Annotated in this window: 8 protein-coding genes and 2 pseudogenes; 4 read left to right on the forward strand and 6 right to left on the reverse strand. The window is 47.3% G+C overall.

Annotated features, from left to right (window positions below):
- Window positions 1-469 precede the first annotated feature (469 nt).
- Window positions 470-628, forward strand: a pseudogene (locus B0182_RS15405) (hypothetical protein); the annotation flags it as partial.
- Between the two features lie 408 nt (window positions 629-1,036).
- Window positions 1,037-2,261: pseudogene (locus B0182_RS14825) on the forward strand (ABC transporter permease); the annotation flags it as partial.
- 152 nt (window positions 2,262-2,413) lie between these two features.
- Here B0182_RS14825 and hemB read toward each other — a convergent pair.
- Entirely contained in the window at window positions 2,414-3,421 is a 1,008-nt protein-coding gene (gene hemB, locus B0182_RS05880; protein WP_078274032.1) for a porphobilinogen synthase, read from the reverse strand.
- A gap of 161 nt (window positions 3,422-3,582) precedes the next feature.
- On the opposite strand from hemB, the gene B0182_RS05885 reads away from it, so the two are divergent.
- Window positions 3,583-4,452 carry a DUF4424 family protein gene (locus B0182_RS05885; protein ID WP_244893650.1) on the forward strand — a complete coding sequence of 290 codons (870 nt, stop codon included), beginning with the start codon at window positions 3,583-3,585 and terminating at the stop codon, window positions 4,450-4,452.
- A gap of 48 nt (window positions 4,453-4,500) precedes the next feature.
- On the opposite strand, the gene B0182_RS05890 is transcribed toward B0182_RS05885, so the two are convergent.
- The 3 genes from B0182_RS05890 to B0182_RS05900 form a co-directional block, all read right to left on the reverse strand.
- Window positions 4,501-6,609, reverse strand: a complete 2,109-nt coding sequence (locus B0182_RS05890) for an NADPH-dependent 2,4-dienoyl-CoA reductase (RefSeq protein ID WP_078274016.1) — start codon at window positions 6,607-6,609, stop codon at window positions 4,501-4,503.
- A 123-nt stretch (window positions 6,610-6,732) separates the two neighbouring features.
- Window positions 6,733-7,197 carry an META domain-containing protein gene (locus tag B0182_RS05895; RefSeq protein WP_078274017.1) on the reverse strand — a complete coding sequence of 155 codons (465 nt, stop codon included), beginning with the start codon at window positions 7,195-7,197 and terminating at the stop codon, window positions 6,733-6,735.
- A 225-nt stretch (window positions 7,198-7,422) separates the two neighbouring features.
- Window positions 7,423-7,908: an FKBP-type peptidyl-prolyl cis-trans isomerase gene (locus B0182_RS05900; RefSeq protein ID WP_078274018.1), complete on the reverse strand. Its 486-nt coding sequence runs from the start codon at window positions 7,906-7,908 to the stop codon at window positions 7,423-7,425.
- A gap of 272 nt (window positions 7,909-8,180) precedes the next feature.
- On the opposite strand from B0182_RS05900, the gene B0182_RS05905 reads away from it, so the two are divergent.
- Window positions 8,181-10,031, forward strand: coding sequence for a M61 family metallopeptidase (locus tag B0182_RS05905; RefSeq protein ID WP_158079643.1), 1,851 nt, complete (start codon window positions 8,181-8,183; stop codon window positions 10,029-10,031).
- 24 nt (window positions 10,032-10,055) lie between these two features.
- Here the strand turns inward: B0182_RS05905 and B0182_RS05910 are convergent, their stop codons facing one another.
- On the reverse strand, window positions 10,056-10,670 hold the full coding sequence (locus B0182_RS05910) for a pseudouridine synthase (RefSeq protein ID WP_078274019.1): 615 nt from the start codon (window positions 10,668-10,670) through the stop codon (window positions 10,056-10,058).
- An 85-nt stretch (window positions 10,671-10,755) separates the two neighbouring features.
- On the reverse strand, window positions 10,756-12,471 hold the full coding sequence (locus tag B0182_RS05915; protein ID WP_078274020.1) for an OmpA family protein: 1,716 nt from the start codon (window positions 12,469-12,471) through the stop codon (window positions 10,756-10,758).
- Window positions 12,472-13,136 lie beyond the last annotated feature (665 nt).

Consider the following 13,136-nt stretch of genomic DNA (forward strand, 5'->3'; position numbering starts at 1 on the left):
TCATTGCAAATACCAAAGTTCAACACACCCTAACAATTTACCCATTTTTAAAAATACCAATTTTTTAAAATTAATCTCCATTCTGCTATTTTTTTGGAAAGACCCATGTCCACCGCCAAAAAATCCAAATTCCCCCTAAAATGGCTTATTATTGCCATTGTACTTATTATCCTTGCCTATTATTTCTTTAAACCCAAAGAAACCCCACATCCTACCTAAACGCCGATGCGGTCATGGGCGACATTGAAAACACGGTCATGGCATCAGGCAAGGTCAAGCCTATTTACAGCGTGGACGTGGGGGCTTAGGTGTCAGGGCGGATTGTCAAGCTGTATGTGGACGTGGGCGATGAAGTCAAAAAAGGCGACCTAATCGCCCAAATCAACCAAGTAGAACAAAAAACACCGTCTCCAATGCAGGTGCCAATCTACAACAAGCCCAAGCGAGCCTTGCCCAAGCCCAAGCAAATCTGGCGTCCAGTCAAGGCAATGTGGCAAGCTCAGAAGCCACCTTACAAGCACGCCTTGCCGAACTTAAAAAAGCCGAACAGTCCTTTGCTCGCTTGGAGAGCCTTTTAAAAATTGATGCAATCAGTCGCCAAGATTATGACGATGCCCAAAGTGCGGTCGAGGTCGCTCGTGCCAACGTGGACGTGGCAAGGGCAGGTGTGCAAAACGCCAAAAATGACGTTGCCACCGCACAGGCGAATATCCAAAGCCAGCGAGCCAGCATTAACAAAGCCCAAAATGACCTATCCACCGCCACCGAAGATTTAAGCTACACCACCATTGTCGCCCCTATGGACGGTACGGTCGTTTCCGTTACCCAAAAAGAAGGCACAACGGTGAACGCCATGCAGTCCGCCCCGACCATTGTCAGGCTTGCCGATCTTAGCCGTATCCGCATTAACGCCCAAATTAGCGAGGCGGACGTGGTAAACGTAAGTGCAGGAATGCCTGCTCGCTTTAACATCATTGGCAATACCCAGCAGCAGTTTGACACCACGTTGGCAGGGGTCGAGCCTACCCCCGGCTCAAAAAACGCCCTATTTGGCGTGATAAACCGCCTAAAAGAAGCCTTTAAAATGTCTATCTATGCCATGAAAGCCCATAAAATGCGAACGCTTTTAACCATGCTTGGGATTATCATCGGTATCGCCTCTGTGGTGTCTATCGCGGGGCTTGGGCAAGGCTCGCAAGCCAAAATCCTAGCTGACATCAATGCGCTAGGCGCCAACACCATTACCGTAATGAACGGCTATCCCTTTGGCGATGCCAGACGGCGGTTCGGACGAGATAATCTCACCGTGGCGGACGCCCAAGCCGTTGCCGATCAGCCTTATGCCTTGTCGGCAAGCCCCATGGTCAATAAAACATGAGTATCCGCTTTGAAAACATCGATGCCACGGGGACGATTAATGGCGTTGGTAAAGATTATTTGTCGGTAACAGGCGAAGTTCTAAGCATAGGGCAAGGCTTTGATGATGAGAGTATCAGCAGTGCCAGTCAGGATGTCATCATCGACCAAAACGCCTATAAGACGTATTTTAATAACGAAGGCAATCCCATCGGGCAAACCCTGCTCATCGGCAACGTCCCTGCTCGTATCGTGGGCGTGTTGTCTGAAAAACATCGTCCTTTGCCCGCACCAGTAACTCGCCCACCGTCTATATGCCTGACACTACCATCATGTATCGCATGCTTGGCACCAGCTACATTGACCGTTTTGTTGTACTCATAGATGATGACACGCCGTCCGCCATTGCCGAGACTGCCATTTCTGAGCTTATCAAATCACGGTACGGCACGGACGATTTTAACATCATGAACACCGACAGTATCAAAGAAACGGTGCAGTCTACCACCACCGCCATGACCCTACTCATCTCGTCCATTGCGATTATCTCGCTCATCGTGGGTGGTATTGGCGTGATGAACATCATGCTTGTGTCCGTCACCGAACGCACCAGCGAGATTGGCGTGCGTATGGCGGTTGGGGCAAGGCAGTCGGATATTTTGGGGCAGTTTTTGATAGAAGCGGTGCTGGTGTGTATCTTGGGCGGTGTCTTAGGGATTTTACTTGTCTTTGGTGTGGGCAGTCTTGTCAATAAATTTGGGGGCGACAGCGTGGGTGTGATTTACTCGCCCCTATCTATCGTGGTTGTCTTTGTCTGCTCAACGCCCATCGGTATTGTGTTTGGCTTTTTGCCTGCTCGTAATGCGTCAAGGCTCAACCCTGTGGATGCGTTGGCTCATCATTGATTTGGATTTTAGGATTGTTTTTTAAAATCCATGTGCTATCAAGAGCGAATGGGTTTGTCTTGATAAATCAAGTGTTTATGTAAAATTGAGAATGAAGTAAAATGCCACTTTAAACATAAAAAGTGGCATAAAATCATAAAGTCAGCAAACTTTTAAATCTCGGCAAGCATTCGCCCAGCAGGTAGGGCAAAATAGCTTAATATTCCATCACAGCCTGCCCGTCTAAATCCAATAAGGCTCTCCAAAATCACCGCTTCGGTGAGCCAGCCGTTTTGAATGGCCGCCATGTGCATGGCATACTCACCCGAGACTTGATAGGCAAAGGTTGGTACGCCAAAATTGTCTTTAACTTCACGCACCACGTCCAGATAGGGCTGACCGGGTTTTACCATGACCATGTCCGCCCCCTCGGAGATGTCAAGGGCGACTTCATGTAAGGCTTCGGCTCGGTTGGCAGGGTTCATTTGGTATTGTTTTTTGTGTCCTTTTAGGTTGCCTGATGAGCCGACCGCATCACGAAAAGGTCCATAGTAGGCGGAGGCGTATTTGGCGGAATATGCCATGATGGCAGTATTGACAAAACCGTCTGCTTCTAGGGCATCACGCATGGCACGAATGCGACCGTCCATCATGTCCGATGGCGAGATGACGTCCGCCCCTGCCCGAGCGTGGGCAAGTGTTTGTTTGATGAGTGCTTCGGTGGTGATGTCGTTGACCACATAGCCTGACTCATCAATAATGCCGTCTTGACCGTGCGTGGTGTAGGGGTCTAGGGCGACATCAGTCATGACGATAAGCTCGGGGCAGGCGTCCTTGATGGCAGAGACGGCACGCACGGCGAGGGTATCTGCGTCATAGGCATTATCACCATTGGGCGATTTTAGGGTAGGGTCAATCACGGGGAAAATATCCACCATTCGCACGCCCGTCTCATACAGCTCTTTACAATGCCTGATGAGTAGATCAATGGATAATCGCTCGATATTTGGCATGCTTGTGATGGCTTGGCGTTGGTTTTGCCCTTCGATGACAAACACAGGGGCGATGAGATGGCAGGGTTTTAGATGAGTTTCGGCGACCATCTCACGAATGCCGTCCGAGACACGCAAACGGCGTAGGCGGGTATGGGGAAAAGTGCGGTTAAAGGTGTAATTTGACATATTTTTGACCTTGATAAGCTTGACAAAGATATTAAAAGATAGCAAGATAATTATACACCTTTTTTAGGATTATTAGGATAAATCATGAAACGTTTTAAATTTTCCCTATTGGCACTATTATTGTAAGTATCACAGTCCACGCCAACGACAGCGCGGGCTATGTGGGCGTAGGCGGGGTGTGGTACATCAAAAATCCCAATATCGCCATGAAAAGCGAGGATTTGTACATCAGCAAAGACATCATCAAGGTGGCGTACGAATTTAAAAACCTAACCAATAAAGACATTTGCCAAACGGTGCTGTTTCCCTTGCCAAAGATGAGCATTCAACACGATGGGGATTTTGCGGACACAGAGGAGACACTTAACAGCTTTAAGGTGTGGGCGAACGGCAAAGCCATTACCCCAAAAATGCACGTGAGAGCCTTTTTATATAAAGGACATGATGAGCAATCAGAGCTTGATGTAACGGATGCGTTTAGGCAATGCGGTTTTTCGGATAAAGAGATTTTGTCTGCGTATCATCATGTCAATTATGATGAAAGTTTGCCCAATATATACGCCAAAATCCGAGCCTGCAAGCACCCAACGCTATATCGTCTTATCACCGAACAAGACACGCATTGGAAGTCGCAGGCAATCTATGAATGGACACAAACATTTAAAGCCAATACTGTCACTCGCATTAACCACAGCTATCGCCCCATGGTGGGTGGCGGTGTCTTTTTCGATGAAAGTCTAGACAGTAATTTTTGTTTGGATAAAGCCACTCGGCAAAACTTGGATAAAAAAGCAGGCACGCACCCTTTGTCTTATTCGGCGTTGGGCTATTTGCTGACCACGGGGGCAAACTGGGCAAAGCCGATTGAGCGGTTTAAACTCACTGTCGAGCGTGATAGCAATGAGATTATGTCGTTTTGTTGGGCAGGTAGAGGCAAAGTGAAAAAAGTGGGGCAGGGAAAATTTGAAGTGATTGAAAATAACTTTGTGCCAAAACAAGACATTGATGTGGCGTTTATTCGGGTTAAATAAACGGCAATCGGGTAAGTGTAGGCTTACCCGATTTTTATCAACTTGCCTTTATAAATGAATACCAAGCAAAAACCCTTCTCTAATCGCTCGTTTGGCGTCTAGGCGCTCGGCATTTTTTGCTCCGCCAATGATGTGGTAGTGGGCTTTGGGGGTGTCGCCCAGTTTTGGCATGAGATGATTGACCGACTCTTGCCCCACGCACAGCACCACACTGTCCACACGGAGCAGTTGGGCTTGTCCATTGACCGTTATCCATAAGCCTTCATCGGTGATTTTGTCGTACGTTGCCCCTGATATTTGGATAACGCCGGCTTGCTTGATGACTGCTTTATGTACCCAGCCGGTGGTTTTATTGAGTCCTTTGCCGAGTTTGCCTTCACTGCGTTGGAGTAGATAAATCTGGCGGTGGCTTGGCGTGGGAGCAGGTTTGGTAAGTCCGCCTTGGCTGTCATAGTGTGGCTCGGGGTTTACGCCCCATTGAGCAAAAAACTCATCAGGGCTTTGGGCGGTGGGGCGATAAGTGGGGTCATGCACGTCTTTGGCAATCACGCCCCTATGTGCCAAAAATTCTGCTACGTCAAAGCCGATACCGCCTGCCCCCAGTACCGCCACTCGCTCACCGGCGACCTTTTGCCCCGAGAGCAGTTCGGCATAGGTCATAACCTGTGGCAAATCAGTGCCGTCAAATCGCACTTTGCGTGGCACGACCCCTGTGGCGATGACAATGTCGTCAAAGTCGCTATTTTTTAAAAATTCATCGCTAACATCATGACTTAATTGAACTTTTATGTTTAATTTTTCTATCATATTGCGATAGTAGCGAATGGTCTCAAAAAATTCTTCTTTACCAGGGATAACTTTGGCAAAATTAAACTGACCGCCAAGTGTGCTGTTACGCTCAAAGATGGTCACGTCATGTCCACGTTCGCTTGCGGTGACGGCAACCGTCATGCCAGCGACACCACCCCCGATGACAGCGATTTTTTTAGCTTTTTTGGTGGGGCGAATGTCGTATTCGCTCTCAAAACACGCTCGTGGGTTGACCAAACAAGTCGCTCGTTCGCCAGCGAAAGTGTGGTCAAGGCAGGCTTGATTACAGCCGATACAGGTATTAATGAGATGAGCGTTGCCAGTTTGGGCTTTTTGCACCCACGCACCGTCCGCCAAAAAGGGGCGTGCCATTTGCACCAAATCCACTTGCCCATTTGCCAACATCGCCTCTGCCGTGTCAGGCATATTTATGCGGTTCGCTCCGATGACAGGGATATTAATGGCGTCTTTGACCGCTTGGCTAAACCGTACAAACACCGCTCGTGGCACGCTTGTTACGATGGTGGGGATACGAGCCTCATGCCAGCCGATACCGGTGTTAATGAGCGTGACCCCTGCCAACTCCAACCACGTGGCGAGATTGATGACGTCTGCCATGACCGCACCGTCTTCAACGAGCTCGAGCATAGACAAGCGAAAACTGATGATAAAATCAGCACCAACCGCCCCACGAATCGCCTTGACGATGTCTAGGGCAAATCGGGCTCGGTTTTCTAAGCTACCGCCATAATCATCGGTGCGTTGGTTGGTGCGAGCGGATAAGAATTGGTTGATAAGATAGCCTTCGGAGCCCATGATTTCCACGCCGTCATAACCTGCTTTTTTGGCAAGTTTGGCGGTGTGGACGTAGTCGTCTATGGTTGCCTTGATGTTTTTGGCGGACATTGGGCGGGGCTTAAAGGGAGAAATGGGCGACTTGATGGGGCTTGGGGCGACCACAAAGGGCTGATAGCCATAACGTCCGCTGTGTAGGATTTGTAAGAGAATTTTGGTGTCATGCTTATGTACCGCTCGGGTTACTCGGGCGTGATGAATGATGTCGGCGGTGCGGTTGAGCGTTCCGCCAAAGGGGGTGAGCCAGCCTTCACGGTTGGGCGAGATACCGCCTGTGATAATCAGGGCAACACTGCCCTTGGCACGCTCTTCAAAATAGCGGGCGAGCTTACCATAATTAAAAAACCTATCTTCGAGCCCTGTGTGCATCGACCCCATGACCATGCGGTTTTTTAGGGTGGTAAAGCCCAAATCCAGCGGACGAAAAATGTGCGGATAGAGCGTGTCATCGGTGTGAGTGGGGGCAGGTTTGGCTTTAAAAAATGTGGTCATGGCTGTCCTTGTGCTATTGATACAAGCGATGGCTTGGTGTATTGTAGCACAAGGCGTTCTAAAGCGTGTGGTTTTGATGATAAAATGACTTAACGGTCATCTTAACATTTTGCCAATATTGAGTTATTCTACCACTTTAAAGTATAACGCTTGACCCTGACTGTTAGAGAGTATCAGGTCGGTAGCACTGACTTTATAATGCGTGAGCGTGGGTAAGACTTGCCCCAGTATCTGCTCTAATCTCATGTCAGGGCATGCCATGCGAGTGGACGCCACCGAGCTGATGTGAAAGGTGTCATCATGGATGTTGCTGATGCCAAACATTAGGGTGTTACACCCTGCATGACCACTGGCTTTGGCAGGGTCGGTCAAATCAAGTGTGGCGACAGGTCTGCCTTGATAATCCACGCCTTGTACGGCGGTCAGTTGCCATTCTTGGTTAAGCTGGCTTGTAGTATTAGGCTGTAATCCGTGAGAGACATTTGTGGTTTGGGCTTGAGCGGTGGAATGGGTAGCTGTGCTATCGGGCATGGCAGAACAAGCACTTAGTAGGACGGTGATGATAAATAGAGAGGTTAAGCGTTTCATAAAAAGACCTTTGGTAAAAATTTTATATCGCTAATTGATGATATTTTTGGATGGATTTGTGGGAAAATTGCAATTTGCCTTATGTAATGTCTTGATTTTTGGGTATTATGTTCGCTCCTGTACGTCCAGTTTTTAGAATTATCTTTATTGAAAAATACTTATTATAATCCTTTAAAAAAACAAAAAACCCAAACATATATTTGGGTTTTGTAAATAATGACTCAATCAGTGATGATGACCGCCCACACCGTGTGCATGACCGTGAGCAATCTCATCGGCAGTGGCTTCACGCACATCAACCACCTCAACATCAAATGTCAAAGTCACACCAGCAAGCGGATGGTTGCCATCCACGACCACCACGTCATCATTCACGTCTTTGACAGTCACAAGCATGACATGACCGTCGTCAGTTTGTGATTGGAACTGCATGCCAACTTCGATGTTGTCAACACCTTGAAAATTTGCCCGTGGCACTTCTTGGACAGCCTCGCTAAGGTACTCGCCATAAGCATCTTCGGGGGCAACAGTCACGGTAAACTTATCACCTGCACCTTTGCCTTCCATTTGGGCCTCAAGACCAGGGATGATGTTGTGGTGACCGTGCAAGTAGGCAAGCGGTCTGCCATTTGATTTATCAAGCACGTCGCCGTCGCTGTTGGTTAGGGTGTAGTTGAATCGTACAACGGTGTCATTTGCAATCATTGACATGAAATTTTCCTGTAAAAGTGAAAAATGTTTATCAGTAAATGGGGTGTCACTACCGATAATCAAGGGCTATTATAGCAAAGTTTTGGCAAATGTTGGGCATTGGTTACAAAAATCTTTTAAAAGTCGATTAAAGCAGATTTAAATCAATTTTGTTATAATGGTGTCAGTTGATAATATGTTGTTTAACAATGTTTGTTATCTCTTGCATTTACAATTTTGAAATATTTTTAAACAACAACACCAATTTTGATGAGTTTAATAAGGTAAATACAATGACACACCTAAATACAACCTCTAATTTACCAAAGACGAACAGCGAGCAGGACATCGCCATTCATTATGTGCTTGACTTTACCCGATGTCATGAGCATTTGATTGATGTCATCATGAGCTTTGATGTGGCGGACATTCAACGCTCTGATGATGGGCTTAGTTTGTGGCTACCGACTTGGATAGCAGGCAGTTATTTGGTGCGTGAGTTTAGCAAGAACATCACTAAAGTCATCGCCTATGATGAAGCAGGGCGGGCGTATCGGGCAAGCAAAAGTGCCAAAAACCGTTATGAATTTGCCGACATCGGGCAGGCGGGGCGGATAACGGTGCATTATGAAGTGTACTGCCATGATTTGTCGGTGCGGACGGCATTTGTCGATGACAACCGACTGTTTGGCAATTTTACATCGCTTCTTTTGATGGTGTCAGATAATGAACGAGCGTCTGCTTGTGTGCATTTGCATGTGCCACAGAGTTTTTTGGCAAAAAATCAAGGCTCATCGCTCGCCTGCGGTCTGCCCCATGTCGTGCGTGAGCATGAACAGGGGGTGGGGTATTCACTCGCTCCTAAAGAAGCCTTTGAATATTATGATTATCCCTTTGAATTTGGGGTGCAGTCACTGTTTGACTTTACGGTGCAGGTGGCGGACAAAGGGGTGGCTCATCGCTTTTTTATCGCAGGGCGACACCGTGCTGATTTGACAAGGTTGTCGGCAGATGTACAAAAGATTTGCCAAAGCTATGCTGACCTGCTAGGTGATGTGCCTTTTACTGACTATACCTTTATGACGATGGTAACAGGCAGTGATTATGGTGGGTTAGAACATATCAACTCAACCGCCCTTATCACGCCACGCACCGATTTGCCTGTGGGTGAGTCTGATGTGCCAAGCGAGTCTTATCAGCGGTTTTTGGGGCTATGTAGCCATGAGTATTTTCATGCGTGGTGGGTCAAGTCGGTGCGTCCTGATGTGATGATGGACAGTGATTTACAAACAGAAGCCTACACGCCCTTGTTGTGGGTATTTGAAGGTTTTACCAGTTATTTGGATGATTTGATGTTATTGGTCTCAGGCGTAATTGATAGGGCAAGTTATTTTAAACTCATCACCGCCCAAATCAACCGCTATTATAAGACAGACGGTCGCAGACACCAAAGCGTGGCGGAGTCGAGCTTCGATACATGGATAAAGCTGTATCGCCCTGATGAGAACACCGCCAATCAGAGCGTGAGTTATTATAACAAAGGGGCGCTCGTGGCGTTGTGTTTGGATTTGAGTTTGTTAAAGCATTCAGGGGATAGATACCGCCTGTTTGATGTCGTCAAATCCTTTTATGACAAATCCAAACAGAGCGATGATAAACGGTTTGGCATGACCGATGAGAATCTTAGCGATGTCATCAGCTCTATGATGGGGGCGGACGCATGGCAGGACTTTTATCATAGCTATGTCGTGGGTACAGATGAGCTACCCCTTGTGTCACTCATGGGCGAGTTCGGGGCGGTATTAGACAGTCAGCAGACAGAAACGGCATGGGGCATGAGCGTGGATGAGAATGCCGATGGTCTTAAAATCAAGCACCTACACCGTGGCAGTATCGCCAGTGGTGCAGGGCTGTCGATGGGCGATGTCATCATCGCAATAGATGGCATTCGTGCCAGTGGTGCGGGCATAAAATCAGCACTGACCCATGCCGACAGCGTGGTGGTGCATGCCTTTCGCCGTGATGAACTTCGCACCTTTACCGTGACCTGTGGCACGCCAACACGGCATGAGAGTGTGTCGGTGCGTACGGCAGACTATCAAGAAAAAGGGTGGCTTGTTTTTGATAAATGGCTCAAATCATAAAGTCTTAGATAGCGAGTTGCCCAATCAGCCCCGAAGTATTTGTGTTAGCTCGTCATGGCTGATGTGAATGTGTCTGCTTTGACCGACGGCTAAGTCACCAACATGCCAGCCGAGCTTATCACTGCCGATTTGTAAGCGGATGAGTCTTAGGCAGGGCAGACCGACATGGGCAGTCATACGGCGGATTTGGCGGTTTTTGCCCTCAAAGATAGTCATCATAAGCCATGCGGTGGGGATATTTTTACGCTCACGAATGGGCGGATGCCTGTCCCACACGTCAATGGGTAGGTTGTCATCATCTAGGTGTAGGATATGGGCAGGCAGAGTTTTACCGTCTTTTAGGGTTATGCCTGTACGCAGGGCGTGAAGTTGGTCAGCGGTTGGGGTGTGTTCTACTTGCGCCAGATAAGTCTTGCCCCATGATTTGGCTTTGCCGTGCGTGGGTGGTGTGGTAATGAAATGGTTGAGCGTGCCGTTATCGGTGAGAATGAGCAGACCTTCGCTGTCTTTGTCCAAGCGTCCTGCCACACGCAGACTTTTGTCATCAAAATAGTCGGCAAGGGTCATCATCTGGTCATGGTCTTTACGAAACTGGCTGTGGACATTGTAGGGTTTGTTAAATAGGACAACGATAGGCATGATTTGGTATTCTTAAAATAAACATAAAAGCCCAACATGAATGACATGTTGGGCTTTTATTTTACCACGTTTTTGCTAAAACCGATTATTTGCTCTCGGCAGAGGCATCCGCTGACTCTGGTGCTGTGTCAGTAGTAGGCTCTGCTGTCTCGGCTGTCTTATCAGCAGGGGCTTGTTGTGCTTCTTCTACGGCAGTAGCAGGACTGGTCGGTGCATTGCCAACAGCAGCGATTTGCTCGCCGTCTTGGATGAGTGTGAACTCGATACGACGGTTTTGGAAGCGACCTTGCTCGGTGGCGTTGGTTGCTACAGGGTGGTCAAAACTTGCCCCAAAGATGTCCAAACGCTCATCAGGCACGCCCTTAGAGACTAGGTAGTCATGAACGGCTTTGGCACGTTGCTCGGACAAAGTTTTGTTGTATTCATGTGAAGCATTGCTGTCGGTGTGACCGGTGATGGTTAGTCTGGCGTCAGGCAACTTAGCAAGTTTGGTGGCTGCCAGGTCAAGGATTTCTTTATTTTCAGCAGGAATCTCACTTGAATCATTGGCAAAGTTGATGATTTGTAGGTTCAATGCACGCACTAGGTCATCGGCGGTTGCTGTGTCGGTCAGACCTGAGATGGTATTTTTGGCGGTGTTAATGCTGTTGCTCACCGCACTAGCAACGTCAAGTTGTGGCTCGGCTTCGACCACAAAGTCGGCAGGAACGAGTGCTTTGGTGCCATCGATGAGTTTGGTGATGTCATCGGCGTTAGCCGCGTTAAAGCGGATGGTTTTGTCGCTAATGCTGACACTAGAATTTGGCACGCCTTTCATGAGTTTGAAAATACCTTCTAGGTGTTCGCCAGCAGGCAAGCTATCTGCCACGTTCGAGCTGACATTGAGCTGACATTTGTCATCGGCGACACCGAACACGCCTGATAGGGCGGTGCGAATATTAGCAAAAACGCCTTCACTGCCTGCTTCGCCACGGCAAGAGTAGATGCCTTGACCTGTCTCATCGGTGGCAAAGTTAAGCGTGGCAGGGGCTAGGTCTGCGACGGCACCAGCAGCAGGGGCAGTCTCGGCAGGGGGTGTGACAGGTGTCGCCACAGGGGCTGGCTTCTCTTGGCAACCACGCAATAAGAGCCATGCTAACCCTGCAAAAATCACCAAGCCGATGATGGGTAGTAGGGCTTTCATAAAGCTGCCTTCTTCTTTTTTAATGGGCTGTACTTGACCATTTACATGGGCGGTAGCAGGGTCTGAGACTTTTTCGGTGGTTGGTGTAACTGGTGTCGTAGGTATGCTTGTGGCATCGGCGGTAATGCCTGCCAACGACGTTGCACCCAAGGCACCAGTACCTGTCAGTAGTCCTGCTGGCAGTAATTTTTCTGCCCAATTAGGCAAAAATCCAGCAAAATCATCTGCTTTTTCTTGCAAGAAAATGGAAAGAGAGTTTGAACCTGCTAAGGTGTTCAGTTCGTGCACGATGAGTGGTGCGGCAGCGTTAGTTAAGGCTTCTGTGGTGGTATGTGACAATCCATGCTCAGTAGCAAGCTCGTTATTTAGGGTACTCACTTGAGTGGTGCCTTGCGTGTCTTGGACGACAGTATTTAGAACATGGTTGCCATCTTCGAGCTGTTCAGGAGTCAGTGCTTGCACTCGGGAGGCGATGTCGGGGTTGGCAAGATTGACGCCAAACAGCCCAAACAATCCTGTCAATGCATTTCTTTTGGCAGTGTCATCGCCACCATGCTCGCCAATCAAGGATAGGACTTTGGGGGTAACGATGGTTTGTAAATGGTCGATCGGGTTCATAAAAACTCCTTACTCATGTGTCAATTAAAAATTGACGGATTAAATTAAAAAAGACTGATATTGATTTTAATCAAAATAATTAACATAAAAAATATTCTACGTTAAAATCATCATAAATGCGATAGTGGCTTTACAAATCATTTAAAAAAGAACAATAATGCAACAATTTTATAAGAAAACCATATCATGAGCCGTGTCAAAATTTTAAAAACAGCCTTGCTAAATGCTTAGGGCATGTTGAACATTGATAACATTTTATAAAAACAAGATGAAATTTAACGTTTTAAATCAATTTTTGCATGAAAAATGGCTATCCGACCACTTAATTTAAAAAATTAGGTTAAAATTCTTAAAAATTTACCTAGTTAAGTGGTCGGATTGTTTTTCATAATAAAAACTTGCTTGATAGAACAACCATCAGTCTCAAGTTTTTTTCTTGAAAAACGTGCGATTTTTCTCATTTTTCATGGCAAATACCAATATTCAACACGCCCTATTTTAATTTGAGATTGGAGTAAAGAGAGTAAATATAAATCTACCCTCTTAATGGATTAATCTGCCCAATCAACCCTTAACGGCTTTACCTTTTAATTTCATAAAGGCTTGTTCTACACGTTCGCTGTGGTCACGGATTTTTTGTTCCACTTGGGCGAACTGTTCTTTTA

The sequence above is a fragment of the Moraxella bovis genome (assembly GCF_002014975.1).
Taxonomy (GTDB): Bacteria; Pseudomonadota; Gammaproteobacteria; order Pseudomonadales; family Moraxellaceae; genus Moraxella; species Moraxella bovis.

Bases quoted from the DNA above. Each gene is read 5' to 3' on its own strand.
- B0182_RS05900 (WP_078274018.1), bottom strand. From the start codon at position 7,908: ATGTCAATGATTGCAAATGACACCGTTGTACGATTCAACTACACCCTA.
- B0182_RS05915 (WP_078274020.1), bottom strand. From the start codon at position 12,471: ATGAACCCGATCGACCATTTACAAACCATCGTTACCCCCAAAGTCCTA.
- B0182_RS05910 (WP_078274019.1), bottom strand. From the start codon at position 10,670: ATGCCTATCGTTGTCCTATTTAACAAACCCTACAATGTCCACAGCCAG.
- B0182_RS05895 (WP_078274017.1), bottom strand. From the start codon at position 7,197: ATGAAACGCTTAACCTCTCTATTTATCATCACCGTCCTACTAAGTGCT.
- B0182_RS05890 (WP_078274016.1), bottom strand. From the start codon at position 6,609: ATGACCACATTTTTTAAAGCCAAACCTGCCCCCACTCACACCGATGAC.
- B0182_RS05905 (WP_158079643.1), top strand. From the start codon at position 8,181: ATGACACACCTAAATACAACCTCTAATTTACCAAAGACGAACAGCGAG.
- hemB (WP_078274032.1), bottom strand. From the start codon at position 3,421: ATGTCAAATTACACCTTTAACCGCACTTTTCCCCATACCCGCCTACGC.